Genomic DNA, 18,514 nt, shown 5'->3' on the forward strand with positions numbered 1-18,514 from the left:
AGGATTAAACTTGTTAAAAGTAGATTTGTTAAGCTTAACAAAGGAAGAATTAATTAAATTTATGGAGGATTTAGGGGAAAAGAAATTTAGAGCAATTCAAATTTTCCAATGGCTCCATAAAGGAATCAATTCCTTTGATGAAATGACCAACCTCTCAAAAAATCTTAGGCAAAAATTAGAGGAAATGGCATATATTAGTCAAGTAAGAATAGAAAATAAATTGGTATCTAAATTAGATGGAACGACTAAGTATTTATTTCTTCTAGAAGACGGCCATATTATTGAAGGTGTTGTAATGAGTTATAAGCATGGTAATACCGCTTGTATCTCTTCTCAAGTAGGCTGTGCTATGGGGTGTAGCTTTTGTGCCTCAACGATAAAAGGGTTAGAAAGAAATCTTAAAGCAGGGGAGCTGATTGCCCAAATCCTTATGATGGAGAAGGACTTTGGAGCTAGAATTTCAAATATTGTTCTAATGGGAAGCGGAGAACCATTACATAATTATAAGGAAGTGACCAATTTCTTAAGAATAGTTAATGATGAAGACGGTCTTAATATCGGAAATCGTCATATCACCTTATCGACTTGCGGATTAGTTCCAGAAATTAAGGATTTAGCGGACTTAAGAATCCCTATTAATTTAGCCATTTCCCTACATGCTCCTAATGATGAGATTAGAAAAAGGTTGATGCCAATAGCCAAGCGGTATACAATAGATGAATTAATCGAGAGTTGCCATTATTACCTGCAAAAAAATAATCGAAGAATAACCTTTGAATACGCCTTAATTAGAGGGGTAAATGATGGGGAAGAAGAAGCCTACCAGTTAAGTAAATTACTAAAGGGGCTTTTGTGTCATGTAAATTTAATTCCTGTCAATCCAGTAGACGAAAGGGAGTACAGAAAATCCCAACAACACCAAGTTAAAATTTTTGAAAGTGTTCTGAAGAAGTATGGTATTGAAGTAACCGTCAGAAGAGAAATGGGGGCAGATATCAATGCTGCCTGTGGACAGTTACGAAATAAGCATTTAGAATCTAGAAAATAGCCATGAAGGGTTTTGCTGAAAAATGTAGAATAAAATGTAGAATAGTAGTAGAATATTGATTGATAGAAGGAGGGGTGTATTATGAATATTGGGGCTATTACCGATATTGGTAAAGTGCGGGAAATCAATGAAGATAATTTTTGTATCTTTAATGAAGGAATAGAGCTTTATTTGGTTGCTGATGGTATGGGTGGGCATAATGCTGGAGAAGTTGCCAGTCAAATAGCAATTGATACTATAAAAGAACATATTATTAGATATATTTCTGAGGAAATGGATGATCTAGATGATGAATCCGTAAAAGGGATTCTATTTGAAGCTTTTAATCGGGCCAATAGAGAAATTTTAAATAGAAGTAAAACTGACGACCAATGTGAAGGAATGGGAACCACTGCCACATTAATCATAAAGCTTAAAGAAAGGCTTTATATTGCCCACATAGGTGACAGCAGGGCCTATCTTATTCGAAATAAAGAAATAAGACAATTGACCCAAGACCATTCATTGGTGGCAGAATTAGTAAGAAGAGGGAGTATTTCAGAGAGAGAAGCAATGAAGCATCCCCAAAAAAATGTAATTACTAGAGCGTTAGGAACAGATGATTATATTAAGGTGGATTTATTAACTTCAGATATACAGCCTTTAGATATATTGGTATTATGTACCGATGGATTAAGTAATTTTGTGGATAAGTATGAGATTGAAAAGCTAGTTTTAGAAGTAGAAGACTGTGATGATTGTTGTCGTGAACTGGTTTCCCTAGCTAATCAAAGGGGCGGCTTTGATAACATCACTGTCATTGTTGTTAAGAATAATATAAACGAATCAGAAGGTAGGTGAAGACATGATTGGTAAGATACTTGGTAATCGTTATGAAATTGTTGAAAAAGTAGGTGGCGGAGGAATGGCGCTGGTTTATAGAGCTAAATGTAATCTCTTAAACCGTTTTGTAGCTGTTAAAATCCTTAGACCTGAGTTTACTAATGATAAAGACTTAATTGATAAATTTAAAAGAGAATCCCAATCGGCAGCCAGCTTGTCTCATCCAAATGTGGTTAATATTTATGATGTAGGTGAAGATGAAGAAATCTATTACATCGTTATGGAGTATGTGGCAGGTAAAACCCTTAAAGAAGTGATCAAAGAAAAGGGCAAACTTAGTCCAGAGGAAATAATTGATTATAGTAGACAAATTTCTTTTGCACTACGTCATGCCCATCATAACCATATTATCCATAGGGACATTAAGCCCCACAATATATTAATAACTGCTGATGGTCGGGCGAAAGTAACAGATTTTGGTATTGCCTTAGCGGCCAGTTCTTCCACTATGACTAATGCTGGAAGTGTCATTGGATCAGTGCATTATTTTTCACCGGAACAGGCCCGTGGAGGGTATACAGACGAAAAATCTGACCTCTATTCATTAGGAATTGTTATGTACGAAATGGCAACTGGTCGGGTACCCTTTGAAGGAGATAGCCCAATTACTGTTGCTTTAAAGCATATTCAAGATCAACCTAAACTGCCGACAGAACTAAATCCAGAACTACCTAAAAGTATTGAAAACGTCATAATAAAATTAATGTCGAAGGAGCAGTCCTCTAGATATCAAAATACTGAGGAATTATTAGAAGAATTATCAAAGTTAAAAAACAATCCCTATATTAAACCATTTCAACCAACAGTGAATGAAGAGGATTCGCCAACACAAATTATTCCTGTCATTAGTGAAGAAGACCTTCAAAGCAAAGGGAGTAAATATAGTGGAGAGAGAAATATAGTCAAAGAAAAAGAAGAAGAAGAGTCACCTAAAAAGAATAAAAAAGTAAAGAAGACGATCGTGGCCTCTGCCATCGTAGCAGCCCTTATAGCAGCATTGTTGTTTTCCTTTGGATTTTATTACTTCGGTAACTTTTTTAGAACCAGCGAAGTTGAGATACCAGAATTTGTGGGTATGGAAAGAGAAGAAGCAGAAGCCTTGGCTGAATCTTTGAATCTACAATTAAATATTGATGAAAGATATAATGATGAAGTAGAAGCCAACCATATCATTTCCCAGAACCCGCCCGAAGGTAGGAGGGTAAAGACTGGCTATACAGTGAAGGTAGTAGTGAGTTTAGGTTTAAGAGAGACAGAAGTTCCAGACTTAGTGCATGAAAACGAAGCAGATGCACCATATTTACTAACTAATGCTAATTTAAGTTTAGGAAATGTAGACAGAATTAATAGTAATATCCCTGCAGGATCAATCATAAGTCAAGATCCTAGAGCTGGTTTTACAGTAGCCCAGGGTACACCGGTTGACATTGTTGTTAGTTTAGGGCCCGAAAAGGTAGTATTAGTTATGCCTAACTTAAAGGGAGAGCAATTAGAAGTTGCTACAAGAACCCTACAAGAATTGGGGCTAAGACGTGGCAATATTCGTGAAGAATACAGTGACGAATTCGCTGCTAATCAAGTGATTAACCAAAGCGTTCCTCCAACAACCGAGGTAGAAGAAAATACGACTGTTGACCTAGTGGTTAGTCAAGGGCCAAGACCAGTGGATACAACACCTATTGAGACGCCACCAACCGACAATGGAAATGGAGATGACGATGACGATAATGATGATGCCAACACCGTTGGTACTTCAACAAAAAGTATTTCAATTAATCTTCGAGAGTATACTGGCGAAGTTGAAATAGAAATTTTTGCAATAACATCAACAGGGAAAAAACGTATGGAGACTTCTAAACATCATGTAGAGCGGGACGGACAATATGCTTCTTTCGATGTATCAGGGTCAGGACGACAAGTAATAGAAGTTCATGTTAACGGAAAACAACATGGCAATCAAATAGTAATAAACTTTTAGGAGGAATTGAATGAAGGAAGGTAGGATTATTAAAGGAATTGGTGGATTTTATTACATAGACTTTCATGGAAGCATCTATGAATGTAAAGCTCGAGGCATTTTTAGGAAAAATAAAGTCATTCCAATGGTGGGGGATTATGTAGTAATCTCTGTAACAGATGAAGACAAACGTTTAGGGATGATTGAAGAGATCAAGGAACGTCAGACCGAGTTAATTCGCCCTCCTGTATCAAACGTAGACCAAGCAATAGTGGTCTTTGCTGTTGCCCAACCAGACCCCAATTTCTCTTTGTTAGACAGATTTATTGTACTGGCAGAAAGTCAAAGATTAGAGATTGTAATATGTATCAATAAAATGGATATTGATGATAACAACCTTAAGGAAGAAATTATAAAAATTTATGGTGGAGCCGGTTATCCAATTATCTTTACCAGCAAATATGACGAAGCTTCTTTAGAACAATTAAAAGAAAAGTTAAAGAATAAAACCACTGTTTTTGCAGGACCATCGGGGGTAGGTAAATCTACCCTCCTTAACCGAATACAGTCAAACTTAGTGCTACAAACAGGGGAAATAAGTGCAAAAACTGCTAGGGGAAAACATACAACAAGACATGTTGAATTAATTCCTTATCATGAGTCTGGATGGGTTGTAGATACTCCAGGTTTTAGTTCTTTAACGATAGATTTTATGGAAGAAGTTGAACTTGCAGGTGCCTTTAGAGAGTTTCATCAATTTCAAGACGATTGTAAGTTTTTAAGTTGTATACATGAAAATGAACCCAAATGTGGTATTAAGGAAGCTGTAGATGAGGGGAAAATCCCAAACACCCGTTACAACAGCTATTTACAACTATTAGAAGAAGTTAGAAAAAACAGGAGGTACTAGGATATGATCAAGTTAGCCCCATCAATATTGTCAGCAAACTTTGCAAGTTTATTAGAGGATGTTAAAAAAGTAGAAGAAGCAGGTTGTGATCTATTGCATATCGATGTTATGGATGGGCATTTTGTGCCGAACATAACAATTGGACCATTAATCGTAGAAAGCTTAAAGGGAAAAACAGCAATGCCCTTTGATGTTCACCTTATGATCGAGAATCCAGATCGATATATACCCGATTTCGTAAAGGCAGGAGCAGATATTATTTCAGTCCATGCAGAAGCTTGCACCCACCTTCATAGAACAATTCAGTTAATCAAGCAACATAATGTGAAGGCTTGTGTAGCTTTAAATCCTGCTACCCCATTAGATGTTCTAGAATATGTATTTGAAGATTTAGATATGGTATTATTAATGACTGTCAACCCTGGATTTGGTGGACAGAAGTTTATTGAAGCTACCATCAAAAAAATACAAAGACTTAAGGAAATCATCGATGAGAGGGAATTATCTATTGATATACAAGTCGATGGAGGCGTTAAACCAGATAATATTCATCTCGTAGCCCAAGCAGGAGCAAATGTAATCGTTGCAGGGAGTGCTATTTTTAATAGTGAAGATATTCCTAAAACAGTAGAGTTGCTGAGAAAAAATGCGATTGTATAGTCGTTAAAAATGTCATTGTAAAAGACCACCTTTTAGGTGGTTTTTCAACATCAGCAATTAAAAATGTTATATCTAGGAAAATAGATAAAGCTATGACCCTTAACTTAGTTAATTATACAATTTTCTTTAAAATTGGAGGTAATCAGATGGAAGTGCTTATTATCCTTAATGGAGACCTTAATAATTTAGGTTTTTTTAAAAATTTAATTACAGAAGCTACCTATGTTATTTGTGCTGATGGTGCAGCTCGATATTTAATTGCTATGGACATAACTCCAAATTTGTTGGTGGGAGACTTAGATTCTATTGCTAAAGAAGATTTAGCTTGGATGAAAAAAAAAGGAGTTGAAGTTAAAAAATTTCCAGCCCGCAAAGATTTTACAGATTCAGAACTAGCCCTTGAATATGCCCTAGAGCTGAATCCCCTTAGGGTTACAATAATTGGAGGAGTCGGCTCCCGATGGGACCATAGCTTAGGTAATGTAATGCTTTTATATAAGATGCTAAACAATGGGGTTTATGGAAGGTTGATAAATGAAAAGAACGAATTGACAATAGTGGATGGAGAACTCACGATATCTGGAGAACCTGGTGATATTCTATCTATTATTCCTATTACGAAGGAAGTTAGGGGAGTGACATTAAAGGGACTAGAGTACCCATTAACAGATCATAACTTTCAAATGGGGGATACCCTAGGGATAAGTAATCAATTAGCCACCTCTGAGGCTACAGTCACAATTAGGGAAGGTATTATATTGGTGTGTAGAAGCAGAGACTAATAAGACGGTAAGGACTAAAAGTGTCACCTTAACATGTTTTTAAATTTCTTTTAGACAGATTAGAAGAAAAGTGAAAATGGGGGTGGCATTTTAAATTTTTTTGAATATGATGGTAAAGAAGAATAAAAAAGTGGGTGATGAAATGTTCAGAAGAAGACGAAGAAGACATGGGTTGACCATTGGAAATCTTTTAGGTTTAATTTTCTGTGTAGTCGGAATCATTGTATTGATCTATGTCATCCCATTCAAATTGTGGATTTTTTTCTTTGGTTGCGGTTGCCTAATAATTGGTTCATTTATTTTTCGTTTATAGTTTATCGTTTATCATTATTAAAAATTCAAAAAGAGTATAAAAAGAAAAATGCTAATTATAATAAATGAAAATATAAAAAGCCTACCCAATAAAGGCGGCTTTTATATTATCATTTTTATGATTTTTTTTAGGTAATTATAATGCTCTTTCTACTTTTCCAGTACGAAGACATCTTGTACAAACATTAACTCTTTTTGGAGTCCCGTTAACAATAGCTCTGACTCTTCTTAAATTAGGAGCCCAGGTTCTTTTGCTGTGGCGGACAGAGTGACTGACTTGGCTTCCGAAAACTTTTCCTTTGTTGCATACATCACATACTCTTGCCATTATTACACCTCCTTCAAACAAGGCAATTCTTTAAAAACATAATATATATTAACATATTAATACTAGTTTTGCAATAAGTATAATGAAATTATTCAAATATAATCTATAAATAATCCAAAATATAGATAAAAAAGAAGGCTTTCATAGGGTTTTTGTTGAACTATATAGCTAATTGATATAAAATATAGTATAGACATCTTATAAATCACCTTTAGAGGCTTATAACAAAGTATTTCTTCTGAAGATTTAAAGGATGACTTCATTAAACGCTTTACATAAGGTTTCTAAAATTAAATAAATTAAAGTAATACTTTCTTATTTCCTTATAAAAAAGAGCTATTAGGTAACTTGGGAAGGCATAATGATTAAAAATGATGCTTATTTGTCGTGAAAAAAGTGTATAATTACTTATGTATTCCATAATCCAGAAGGAACATTACATAAATTTAAGTTCGGAGATCAAACTACTAAATAAAACATAAATTAATGAAGCTAATAAGAAAAGGAGGGTTATTATGCCTGGAAAAATAACAAACCAACTAGGTGAAATTACGATTGATGATCACGTTTTGGCCTCAATAGCTGGAGTTTCAGCAATGGAATGCTATGGTCTAGTAGGAATGGCCACAAAGTCTGCAGCAAGTGGCCTTGTAGAACTATTAAAAAGAGAGCATTCAAGTAAGGGCGTTAAGGTGCAAACGGAAGATGATACAATTACCATAGATCTTTTTGTAATTGTAGAATTTGGTACAAGAATATCTGTAGTTGCCAACAACATAATAGAAAAGGTAAAATATAATATCGAGAATCTGACGGGAATGAAGGTAAAAAAAGTAAATATTACTGTTCAAGGCGTCAGAGTTGAAAAGTAATTGAGGAGGTACTAGCTTGATAATAGAACATATAGACGGGCAGCTCTTTAAGAAAATGGTTATTGAAGGAGCACAAACCCTAGAAAATAATAAGCAAATCGTTAATGCACTTAACGTATTTCCTGTACCAGATGGAGACACAGGTACAAATATGTCTCTAACAATGCAATCGGCTGTAAGAGAGGTTAAATCCAAATCAACAGATTCTCTAGAAAGTATTGCAGAATGCCTTGCCAATGGTTCTTTAATGGGAGCTAGAGGTAATTCTGGTGTTATTCTTTCTCAGCTCTTTAGAGGATTTGCAAAAGGAGCTAAAGGCAAAAAAACATTAAATGTCAAAGATCTTGCAGACATATTAAAGTTTGGGGCGGATACTGCCTATAAGGCAGTGATGAAACCCGTAGAAGGAACCATTCTTACGGTAGCAAGGGAAAGTGCAGAAAAGGCCCTATTATTTGCAGAGACAGAAACCAATTTAGTTACTTTTATGGAAAAAGTAATTGCAGCTGCCGAAGATACATTAAATAGAACGCCTGATATGCTTAAGGTGTTAAAAGATGCAGGTGTTGTCGATTCTGGTGGAAAAGGGTTACTATATTTTTACATGGGTACCTTAGCTGCTTTAACAGGAAAGACAACAGTAATTGACGAAGAACCAGTAATGGAATTTCATCATCACCACGAAGAGGAAATTTCAGGAGATATAGAATTTGGTTACTGTACTGAATTTATTATCCACGGTGAAAATGTTGATACCGATGCTTTAAAAAATAAATTAATGGGTCTTGGGGACTCCTTACTAGTAGTAGGTAATGAAAGTGTCGTTAAAGTTCATATCCATACTAACCATCCTGGTGAGGCATTAGAACATGCCTTAGCTGTTGGCTATCTAGGGGATATTAAAATTGATAATATGAGACTACAAGCCCAACCCCATAAAAACGAAGTGGTTAAACAAGCTGAAAAGCCACAGAAAAAGCCCTTTGGAATCATTACGGTAACAATGGGTAACGGATTAACTAAGCTATTTAAGGACCTTGGAGCAGACCATGCAATAGAGGGTGGTCAAACGATGAACCCAAGTACAGAAGACTTTATTAAGGCAATCGATAACATTGATGCCGATACAATCTACCTGCTCCCTAATAATAGCAATATTATTATGGCGGCAAATCAAGCAAAAGAACTTTCAGAGAAGACAATTATGGTAATTCCTTCTAAATCAGTTCCCCAAGGAATAACTGCCTTGTTAAACTTTAATCCAGAGGCAACTGGTGAAGAGAATCAAGAAGCAATGATAGAGGCACTGAAGTCAGTTAAGACTGGGCAAGTTACCTATGCCGTACGTGATACCAGCTATAATGATATTATTATTAATAAAGATGACATTTTAGGAATAGGTGACGGCGCTATTCAAGCTGCTGGAAAAGGAGTAGCAGAAGTTTCTCTAGAACTATTGAAAAAGATCGTTACAGAAGACGATGAAATGATCACATTATTTTACGGAGAAGATGTTAAAGAAGAAGCAGCAGAAGCTTTATTAGAGGAAATTGAATCAACCTTCCCCCAATGTGACGTAGAAATTTACTATGGTGGTCAGCCACTATACTATTATATATTTTCTGTTGAATAGAAAAATAGATCCAGCAGGTCTACGTATTTAATACGCTGTCTTGCTGGATTTCGTCGCTTTTAGAACAATTAGGAGTGATAAAATGGAGCTTTTAAAGCAAAACATCAAGACCCTACAGGGGGTTGGTCCTAAAACAGGTGAAAAGTTACAACGACTTAATATTAATAAGATAGAAGATTTATTATATCACTTTCCAAGGGATTATGATGACCGTAGAAATGTGAAAAAAATAAATCAATTGACTCCTGGAGAAAAAACCACCATCTATGGTGAAGTGATGGGTGAAGCAAGAAAGGTACCAAATCGCGGTAGGGTTACAATTTTACAAACAGCCATAAAAGATGATACGGGAAAACTATTTCTTACCTTTTTCAACATGCAATACTTAAAGAACAAGCTAAAGGCTGGCAGCATCTTGATGGTGAATGGGGAAGTAAAGCGAGGAAGGTATGGACTAGAAATGGTTAATCCTACCTTCGAGTTTGTAGACACCATAGAAGGGAATCCTGCAGAGGGGGTTATGCCTATTTATCCTGCAACTGAAGGATTAAAACAAAGTTTACTAATTTCTTTACAGCAAAGAATATTAGAAACCCTATCGGATGAAATAGTAGAGTATTTACCAGAAAAGGTACTGAGGGCCAACCGATTATGTGATTTAAAATTTGCATTAACCAATATTCATTTCCCAGATTCAGCTCAGGCTTTAAAAATTGCTAAGTATAGGTTAATCTTTGAAGAATTTTTTCTATTGCGGATAGCTTTATTACGGATTAAGCAAAATTTCTCTAAGGATTTAAATGGAATTCCACTAGAACTGAAGGATGATTTTAATGATCTTATTGAAAGGCTTCCATTTAAGTTAACCAATGCCCAACAAAAATCTCTAGATGAAATACTAGAAGACTTAAAAAAACATACTCCTATGAACCGATTAGTACAGGGAGATGTAGGCTCAGGAAAAACGATTATAGCCATCTTAGCCCTTTATTTAACCGTATTAAATGGGCACCAAGGTGTTATGATGGCCCCAACTGAAATATTAGCAGAACAACACTATATTTCCTTACAGGAAATACTAGTACCTTTAGGAATTAAGGTGGGCTTGTTGGTGGGTAGTCTAAAGAAAAAGGAAAAAGTAAAGCTTTTATCGGATATTGCAAATGGGGAAGTGCAAATTGTAGTAGGGACCCATGCCATTATTCAAGAAGGTGTAGATTTTAAGAGTTTAGCTTTAGCCATAACTGATGAACAGCATCGTTTCGGTGTCAGACAAAGGGCTATACTAGCCAGTAAAGGACAAAATCCCCATGTTCTAGTGATGACAGCAACACCTATTCCTAGAACCTTAGCCCTAATCCTTTATGGCGATTTAGATATCTCGATTATAGACGAGTTACCCCCAGGTCGTAAGCCAATTAAAACTTATGAAATTACCCTTGACAAGAAAGATAAAGCCTATGACTTTATCAAGAAGCAACTACAGCAAGGTAGACAAGCCTATGTTGTATGCCCTTTAGTTGAAGAATCTGAGAAAATAGAAGCCCAATCGGCTACAGAAATTGCAGAGGAACTAGCTACAGATCAATTTAAAGAATATCGAGTTGGTTTACTTCACGGGAAAATGCACCCAAAAGAAAAAGAAGAAATTATGGCCGCCTTTAAGGGAAAAGAAATTGATGTCTTAGTTTCTACAACAGTAATAGAGGTGGGGGTTAATGTTCCTAATGCTTCTGTAATGCTAATAGAAAATGCAGAACGGTTTGGCTTAGCTCAACTTCACCAGCTAAGGGGAAGGGTAGGAAGAGGTGCTTACCAATCCTATTGTTTACTGGTTCATAATAGTAAAACCCAGGTTGCCAAGGAAAGAATGGGGATCATGGTTGAAACGAATGATGGGTTTATTCTTTCAGAAAAAGACCTTTCTTTAAGGGGACCAGGAGAGTTTTTTGGTACAAGACAACATGGACTACCAGAGTTTAAAATAGCAAACATATTTAAACATATGAAAATTTTAAAACATGTGGAAGAAGAAATTCAGAAATTTTTACTAGAAGACGAAACCTTAACTTTAAAAGACTATCCCCAATTAAAGAAAAAAATTGAAGAAAAGTTTGAGCAGTTGGATGATGAGATATCCTTCAGTTAGGGAATAGATATAAACGGCTTGTTGGAAGATGTATAAATCTGTTATAATAACAAAAAATAGTATAGCCAAAAAAACGGAAATTTGGAAAAAATATTTTTTAAATAAATATACATGTGCTAAAATAATACTAAAGGAAGAGGGAATGAGTAATGAGGGTAATATCTGGCAAGGCAAGAGGTCATCGACTTAAGCCACCGGAAGGAATGGATGTTAGGCCCACTTCTGATCGAGTAAAGGAATCGGTTTTTAATATTATACAAGATTATCTAATTGATGGTATTATAGTCGATTTATTTGCCGGTACTGGCAATTTAGGTATAGAGTCCCTATCAAGGGGGGCTCAAAAGGCTTATTTTGTTGATGAAAGCAGGAAAAGTGTCGAAATTATAAAATATAATTTAGAGAAGACCCGCTTGAAGGAGGGGGCAGAAATTTTAACGATTGATGCATTAAGTGGGATTAAAAGATTAGCCCATCAAAATGTGAAGGCGGATGTCATTTTTATGGACCCACCCTATAGTAGAGGATTAGTTAGCCAAGCACTAGATTTAATTGCCGAGCATAAACTCCTTAAGGTTGATGGGATTATTGTTGCTGAACATGATAAAAATGATGAAGTCCCTGAAGGAAATCAGTTATTAATTTGTACTAGAAGAAAAGATTACGGAAATACCAGTATTTCTTTTTATCAGTTGAGGGAGGAAACCAACTAATGAAGATAGGAATATATCCTGGAAGCTTTGATCCCATTACCAATGGACATTTAGATATTATTCAAAGGGCTTCCAGTATTTGCGATGAAGTAATTGTCTCAGTAATTACCAACCCTAGTAAGAATCCACTCTTCACATTGGAAGAAAGGGTAGAACTAATTAAAGAAGTCGTAAAGCCTTTTGGAAATGTAAAGGTAGATTGTTTTACAGGTTTATTAGTGGACTATGCAAGAATCAAAGAAGCTAAAGTAATTATTAAAGGGTTAAGGGCAGTATCGGACTTTGAATATGAATTTCAAATGGCCTTAATGAACCGTAAGTTAGCACCAGAAATAGAAACAATTTTCCTTATGACCAGTAGTAAAAATTCATACTTAAGTTCAAGTATCGTTAAGGAAGTTGCTAAACTGGGTGGTTGTATTGAAGGTTTGGTTCCAGATATAATAAAGAAGGAAATTCTAAAAAAATTGTAGGTAATCGTTTAGTGAGTAGTAGATAGGGGGGAAGCATATGAAGGTGTTAGAATTGTTAGAGGATTTAGAGGATATTGTAGAAAGTGGCTCATCTATACCCTTTGCCCATAAAGTGTTAGTGGATAGAAATGATGTATTAGAATTAATCAAGGAAATTAGGCTTCAGCTTCCTGATGAAGTGAAACAAGCTCAGTGGATTAAAGAAGAAAGACAGAGAATTTTAGTAGAGGCACAAAAAGAAGCAGATGTAATCTTAGAGGAAGCCCACAAACATATTAAGGAAATGGTAGATGAAGATGAGATAACAAAACAAGCCCATAAACAAGCAGAAGATATTATTGCCCAGGCTCAAAATAATGCTAAAGAATTACGTTTGGGAGCAAGGGAATATGCAGATGAGTTATTAGAATCAGCAGAAAATGCTCTGATACAGTTAGTTGAGACCGTTAAAGAAAACAGAAATGAGCTTAAAGGAATGAAATAATAATGCCCAGCAGATAGGGGAAATTCATATCTGCTGGGTCTATTTTTGTTCTTATTTTCTCTTTTTAAAAAAGTCTCTGATGGATAATAGTAATGAGAATAAAAGAGAAAGAACTAATAAGCCAATAAATATTAGAACAAAAAGCTCTAAAGAAGATTTAATACTATTAAAGAATTGAGAGCTGTAGGAGCTTGAGTTAGCAGTAAAAAATACAGGTGAGGATAGTTGAAACCATTTAGCATAAAGGGGAAATAGAAGATATGATAAGATCCCAGCAAAGAAAGCATGTATTAGTTTTGCTAATAAATACAGATTAATGTTAAGATCGGTAGTTCCTAACAGACTTATGCACTGGGCGTGGATAGAAAATCCACTCCATGCGATGATGAAGGCTGTTACCGACACCTTAGTAATGAGGGGAGTATACATGCTTTCAGCCACCATTTTCCCACCAATGGTAATCTCAAATAAGCCCACAATTAATGATTTTATTGCTGTAAGACTCATATTTAGTGGTCTTAAAATTAGATGTAGAAAGTAGGCTATATAGTCAATAAATCCTACTTCACCTAAAATTTTAATAACCACAGAGAACAGGATAATAAAGCCTCCTACCATGAGCATGGTGTTAAAGGACTCCTTCACTGCATTACCTAATAAGACTCCAAAGGGTGGATTATCTCGTCTACATCGACTTAACTGACGAAAGGCCTCCCTTATTCTATTTTTTTCTGGTCTATTTATAACTTTATTAATAGGTGTAGACCGACGATAAAAAGCGAATAATAATCCAACACAAATAGCTGCTAAGTAATGACTAAAGGCTAGAAAATAACCTATTTCTTTAGACTTAAACATCCCTATCCCTACAGCTCCGACAATAAATAAGGGACCCGAGGTACTACAAAAAGACGCTAATCTTTGGGCTTCAATTTTAGAAATAGATTGCGATAATCGAAGCTTAGTAATAATCTTTGCTCCAACAGGATAACCTGAGGTAACACTCATGGTAAATGCAAAGGAACCCTCTCCTGGCACATTAAAAAGGGGCCTCATAAGGGGTTCTAATAATACGCCAATGAACTTAACTACTCCTAAACCAATTAATAGTTCTGCACCGATAAAAAAAGGTAATAGGGCAGGAAGAACGACGGTTAGCCAAGTCATAAGTCCTTCGTGGGCAGCTTTAACAGATTCGTTAGGAAATAAAACAATTGCTAAGACAAAAAAGAATACAACAAATACCACAAGATAAGTATTGATATAGTACTTAACCTTATTTTTCTTTATATAGATCATGGGCCTTCCTCCAGTTTGAGTATCATTACCTAATATATATTTAATTAATGAAGCAGATATTCTCCAACAATTCAATTGAAATAATGGAAACACATTCCATTAAGACATAAAAGAGAGGATTTTATATAAGGATAGATTTTAAAAAGAAAATAATGGACATAATAAGTATGTACATGGGGCATTTAATCATAAATGTGTTGACAGTAATGATTTAGTTGATATAATAAAATTATTGAATTGATACTTTACCTACATGTACATAAGATGATATATAATTGTAAAGTAAACTAAATAACTAAGGGTGATAAAATGTTTATTGATAAAGCGACCATACACTTAAAGGCAGGAAAAGGCGGCGACGGTGCTGTTGCTTTCCGTCGTGAAAAATATGTGCCTGACGGTGGGCCAGCAGGTGGAGATGGAGGAAAAGGTGGGAATATTGTCTTTGTTGTAGATGAAGGCATGAGAACCCTCATGGACTTCAGATATAAAAAGCACTATGCAGCCGAAAATGGTGAAGATGGTAGAAATAAAAATATGTTTGGACGAGATGGAGAGGACCTAATTCTAAAAGTTCCTCCTGGTACCATCATAAGAGAAGAGAAGTCTGGTAGAATTATTGCTGATTTAACAGAAAAAGGTGATTCAAAAATTATTGCAAAAGGAGGAAAAGGTGGGAAGGGAAATACACATTTTAAAACTGCCGTAAGGCAAGCACCTCGTTTTGCAATTGCTGGAGAAGTAGGAGCAAACTTAACTGTCGTATTAGAGTTAAAGTTGATTGCAGATGTCGGGCTGATTGGCTTCCCTAACGTTGGTAAATCAACTTTCTTATCGGTTGTAACCAGCGCCACACCTAAAATTGCAAATTATCATTTTACAACAATAACGCCAAATTTAGGGATGGTTAAAACCAAGTATAATGATAGTTTCGTTTTAGCTGATATACCTGGATTAATTGAGGGTGCCCATGAAGGTATAGGACTGGGGCATGAATTCTTAAGACACGTTGAAAGAACTAAAGTACTAATTCATGTGTTAGATGTTGCTTCAGTTGAAGGTAGAGATCCTCTAGAAGACTTTGAAAAGATAAACCAAGAACTAAAATTATACAGCGAAAAACTATCTGAGAAACCACAGATTGTTGCAGCTAATAAAACAGATATACCAACAGCTGCAGAAAATTTAGAGAGAGTTCAGAAGGAATTAGAACCAAAAGGGATTAAAGTGTTCCCGATTTCGGCTGCCACAAATAAAGGGTTAGATGACTTAATGGTTTATGTATCTGAAAAATTAAAAGAAGTGGAAGAAGCCCAGAGAGCAGCCCTTTTAGAAGGAGAAGAAGAAGAGAAGGTTTATAATTTTGAAGAAGATCAAGAAAGACCCTTCACAATTCGTAGAGAGAATGATACCTATATTGTAGAAGGTAAGTTTGTAGAAAGATTAGTATACTCTACTAATTTTGATGATATGGATTCATTAGCCTACTTCCAAAAAGTATTAAGAAAGAGGGGAATCATCGATGAGCTAAAAGAGCTAGGAATTAATGATGGTGATTTAGTAAAAATTGATGAAATTGAATTTGAGTATTATGATTAAAGAGACGGGGGTCAAGTAGTTGGTATGAACTGTATAAACTGTGAAAACTGTAAAATAGCTGCAAAGACTTATTTTTGTTTAGCCCAAAATGATTTTGTTATTAAAGAACAAGCAAATACCGTTGAAAAAGTAAGAACAGGTTGGAAAAAAGGCGTTAAAGAATACGAAATACATCGAAGAAAAAGCAGAAAAGAAGTAGAGGTATAAGAAAAGGAGCAATGTAATGTTAACTGGAAAACAAAGAAGCTATTTAAAAGGTCTAGCTAATACTGAAAAACCAATAACTCAAATAGGTAAAGCAGGCTTAACAGAGAGCTTTCTAGAGCAATTAGACTTAGCTTTAGAGGCAAGAGAACTTGTTAAAATTTCAATTTTAGAGACTGCACTTTTGGATACAAAGGAAACTGCAAATGAAGCAGCTGGACTACTAAAAGCAGATTTTGTACAAGCAATAGGAAATAGATTTGTGTTATTTAGAAGATCGAAAAATAACCCTAAAATTCAATTACCAAGACCTAAAAACTAGTGATTTATTCACTAGTTTTTTTATTTGAAGCTAAACTATTTAATCAATAATAGCGGAAATTTCATAATACCATAACTATGAATTTATATAAACTTGATGTAAATATGAAAACACCCACTAACACCTCTAAATTTAAAGCAATAAAGGCTTAAGTTAAATAAGAGCAGTATAGATCATGAAGTTATCAGTTTACAAAGAAATATTTAAATCTTCCCAATTTTTACATGATGATGTTATAATAATAAATACATTGAGTAGATTAATAAGGGTTAATTCAGTATATATATAATAAATAGACAAGTTTTAAAGGGGGAAGATTATGGGTATTACAGACATTGATATAACACAACCGATAATTTTAAATGAAGACAATCTAAAAATAGACCATAATACCGTTGAATTTCTTCATAAGATTACAGATCCATTACCAGTTTCAATGATTTTGGTAGACGGAGAAACAAGAATTAGAATGATTAACAAACAGTTTCTTGATTTTCTAGGTGTGACTAGGGAAGAGGCTATAGGAAGAAAGGTTGTTGAAATTAATAAAAACTCTCGATTTCCCTTTGTTATGAAGAGTAAAAAACCAGAAATTGCTTGGAAGCATACTTTTGCCAATGGTGAAACTGCAATTGTTCATCGGATTCCTGTTTTAAATCAAAAAGGTAAAGTTGTGTACGGATTTGGAATGATTTTATTTGGCGACATGGAAGAGTTTCAAGATATCGTTATTAAAAATAAGTTGCTTGAAACGAAGGTAAGTCATTATAAAGAAATATTAAAGAAGATTCAAGGAGCTTATTATAATTGGGATACAATTATTGGTAATAGTAAATCTATAGCAAATGCAAAATTATATGGCAAGAAAGCAGCAAAAACAGGTTCAAACGTTTTAATTGTAGGGGAGAGTGGTACAGGGAAAGAACTATTTGCCCACGCTATACATGGAGATAGCAAAAGAAACCATCAGCCTTTTATTAAGGTCAATTGTGGAGCTATTCCCCATGATTTATTGGAATCAGAGCTTTTTGGATATGACGAAGGGGCTTTCACTGGTGCTAGAAAGGGTGGAAAAGTTGGAAAGTTTGAACTAGCAGAGGGGGGGAGCATATTTTTAGATGAGATTGGAGACATGCCCCACGAAATGCAGGTTAAGCTACTAAGGGTACTACAAGAGAAAGAATTTGAAAGGGTAGGTGGGATCGCTCCTATAAAGGCAGATGTCAGAATAATCGCTGCTACTAATCAAGACCTTAAATCTTTAGTAGAGGAAGGTAAGTTTAGAGAAGATCTATACTACCGCTTGAATGTAATGATGATCGAAGTACCACCTTTAAGAGACCGAATGGATGATATTGAATTATTGGTGAAAAGCTTACTTGATAAATTAACTTACAAACTAGGTTCTTATGTTGAAGGTATTTCAGAAGATGCGTTAGAAATGATAAAGACTTATAAATGGCCAGGTAATGTAAGAGAACTAGAAAACATATTAGAGAGGGCAATTAATTTAGTTGATGAAGGATATATATTACTGGAACATTTGCCAAAACAACTATTAAATAAAGATGAAACCTTAAAGATTTCTTCAGCACCGATAGAAAAATTAAGTGAGCGAATAGAAAGAACAGAAAAGGAAGCAATTATTCAATGTCTGGAATATACAAAAGGAAACAAACAAAAGACAGCTGAACTTTTAGGGATTTCTAGATCTAACCTTTATGGAAAAATTGAAAAATATCAAATAACTGTCTAATATTAAGACATATTTCATGTAATCGGCTACCATTAGAAACCTTTGCCCAACTTTAACTTTGGTAAAGGTTTCTTTATTTACTCTTAAAACCAATATTCAAATATGTAAAAGTGTGTAAAGAACAGACAGGT

The 18,514-nt window shown here is 35.0% G+C and carries 18 protein-coding genes; 16 read left to right on the forward strand and 2 right to left on the reverse strand.

Annotation, left to right across the window (positions count from 1 at the left end; all coding sequences use genetic code 11):
- The first annotated feature begins 10 nt into the window (after positions 1–10).
- From rlmN to T335_RS0104345, 6 genes are all read left to right on the forward strand, one after another.
- A complete protein-coding gene (gene rlmN, locus T335_RS0104320) occupies positions 11–1,048 on the forward strand; it encodes a 23S rRNA (adenine(2503)-C(2))-methyltransferase RlmN (RefSeq protein WP_026476443.1) in 1,038 nt (345 codons plus the stop codon).
- A gap of 81 nt (positions 1,049–1,129) precedes the next feature.
- The gene (locus T335_RS0104325; RefSeq protein WP_026476444.1) at positions 1,130–1,888 is read left to right on the forward strand and encodes a Stp1/IreP family PP2C-type Ser/Thr phosphatase; all 759 of its coding nucleotides are present in this window, start codon (positions 1,130–1,132) and stop codon (positions 1,886–1,888) included.
- Positions 1,889–1,892: 4 nt separating this feature from the next.
- Entirely contained in the window at positions 1,893–3,908 is a 2,016-nt protein-coding gene (pknB, locus tag T335_RS0104330) for a Stk1 family PASTA domain-containing Ser/Thr kinase (RefSeq protein WP_026476445.1), read from the forward strand.
- Positions 3,909–3,918: 10 nt separating this feature from the next.
- The gene (rsgA, locus tag T335_RS0104335) at positions 3,919–4,797 is read left to right on the forward strand and encodes a ribosome small subunit-dependent GTPase A (protein ID WP_026476446.1); all 879 of its coding nucleotides are present in this window, start codon (positions 3,919–3,921) and stop codon (positions 4,795–4,797) included.
- Between the two features lie 3 nt (positions 4,798–4,800).
- Positions 4,801–5,457: a ribulose-phosphate 3-epimerase gene (gene rpe / locus T335_RS0104340; RefSeq protein WP_026476447.1), complete on the forward strand. Its 657-nt coding sequence runs from the start codon at positions 4,801–4,803 to the stop codon at positions 5,455–5,457.
- 146 nt (positions 5,458–5,603) lie between these two features.
- Positions 5,604–6,239, forward strand: coding sequence for a thiamine diphosphokinase (locus T335_RS0104345; RefSeq protein ID WP_026476448.1), 636 nt, complete (start codon positions 5,604–5,606; stop codon positions 6,237–6,239).
- Between the two features lie 448 nt (positions 6,240–6,687).
- Here T335_RS0104345 and rpmB read toward each other — a convergent pair whose 3' ends face one another.
- Positions 6,688–6,879 (reverse strand): 50S ribosomal protein L28, encoded by a 192-nt coding sequence (gene rpmB / locus T335_RS0104350; RefSeq protein ID WP_026476449.1) that lies wholly within the window; start codon positions 6,877–6,879, stop codon positions 6,688–6,690.
- Positions 6,880–7,394: 515 nt separating this feature from the next.
- Here rpmB and T335_RS0104355 point away from each other — a divergent pair.
- The 6 genes from T335_RS0104355 to T335_RS0104380 all read left to right on the forward strand — a co-directional run bounded on the left by T335_RS0104355 (position 7,395) and on the right by T335_RS0104380 (position 13,203).
- The gene (locus T335_RS0104355; protein ID WP_026476450.1) at positions 7,395–7,751 is read left to right on the forward strand and encodes an Asp23/Gls24 family envelope stress response protein; all 357 of its coding nucleotides are present in this window, start codon (positions 7,395–7,397) and stop codon (positions 7,749–7,751) included.
- Between the two features lie 19 nt (positions 7,752–7,770).
- Positions 7,771–9,384, forward strand: coding sequence for a DAK2 domain-containing protein (locus T335_RS0104360; RefSeq protein WP_026476451.1), 1,614 nt, complete (start codon positions 7,771–7,773; stop codon positions 9,382–9,384).
- Positions 9,385–9,466: 82 nt separating this feature from the next.
- Positions 9,467–11,533 (forward strand): ATP-dependent DNA helicase RecG, encoded by a 2,067-nt coding sequence (recG, locus tag T335_RS0104365; protein WP_026476452.1) that lies wholly within the window; start codon positions 9,467–9,469, stop codon positions 11,531–11,533.
- A 149-nt stretch (positions 11,534–11,682) separates the two neighbouring features.
- Positions 11,683–12,246 carry a 16S rRNA (guanine(966)-N(2))-methyltransferase RsmD gene (rsmD, locus tag T335_RS0104370; RefSeq protein ID WP_026476453.1) on the forward strand — a complete coding sequence of 188 codons (564 nt, stop codon included), beginning with the start codon at positions 11,683–11,685 and terminating at the stop codon, positions 12,244–12,246.
- Positions 12,246–12,719: a pantetheine-phosphate adenylyltransferase gene (gene coaD, locus T335_RS0104375; protein ID WP_026476454.1), complete on the forward strand. Its 474-nt coding sequence runs from the start codon at positions 12,246–12,248 to the stop codon at positions 12,717–12,719. Before rsmD ends, coaD begins: the two co-directional genes overlap by 1 nt.
- 37 nt (positions 12,720–12,756) lie before the next feature.
- Entirely contained in the window at positions 12,757–13,203 is a 447-nt protein-coding gene (locus tag T335_RS0104380) for an ATP synthase subunit B family protein (protein WP_026476455.1), read from the forward strand.
- Between the two features lie 51 nt (positions 13,204–13,254).
- On the opposite strand, the gene ylbJ is transcribed toward T335_RS0104380, so the two are convergent.
- Positions 13,255–14,502 carry a sporulation integral membrane protein YlbJ gene (gene ylbJ / locus T335_RS0104385; protein ID WP_051569127.1) on the reverse strand — a complete coding sequence of 416 codons (1,248 nt, stop codon included), beginning with the start codon at positions 14,500–14,502 and terminating at the stop codon, positions 13,255–13,257.
- A 309-nt stretch (positions 14,503–14,811) separates the two neighbouring features.
- Here ylbJ and obgE point away from each other — a divergent pair, with 309 nt between their 5' ends.
- The 4 genes from obgE (at position 14,812) to T335_RS0104405 (ending at position 18,383) form a co-directional block, all read left to right on the forward strand.
- Positions 14,812–16,101 carry a GTPase ObgE gene (obgE, locus tag T335_RS0104390; protein ID WP_026476457.1) on the forward strand — a complete coding sequence of 430 codons (1,290 nt, stop codon included), beginning with the start codon at positions 14,812–14,814 and terminating at the stop codon, positions 16,099–16,101.
- A 24-nt stretch (positions 16,102–16,125) separates the two neighbouring features.
- Entirely contained in the window at positions 16,126–16,308 is a 183-nt protein-coding gene (locus T335_RS0104395) for a hypothetical protein (protein ID WP_026476458.1), read from the forward strand.
- A 16-nt stretch (positions 16,309–16,324) separates the two neighbouring features.
- On the forward strand, positions 16,325–16,627 hold the full coding sequence (locus T335_RS0104400; RefSeq protein ID WP_026476459.1) for a YhbY family RNA-binding protein: 303 nt from the start codon (positions 16,325–16,327) through the stop codon (positions 16,625–16,627).
- A 319-nt stretch (positions 16,628–16,946) separates the two neighbouring features.
- Complete coding sequence (locus T335_RS0104405; protein ID WP_084280960.1) at positions 16,947–18,383, forward strand: sigma-54 interaction domain-containing protein; 1,437 nt, start codon at positions 16,947–16,949, stop codon at positions 18,381–18,383.
- The last annotated feature ends 131 nt before the right edge of the window (positions 18,384–18,514 follow it).

Source organism: Alkaliphilus transvaalensis ATCC 700919 (assembly GCF_000621485.1).
Lineage (GTDB): Bacteria > Bacillota > Clostridia > Peptostreptococcales > Natronincolaceae > Alkaliphilus > Alkaliphilus transvaalensis.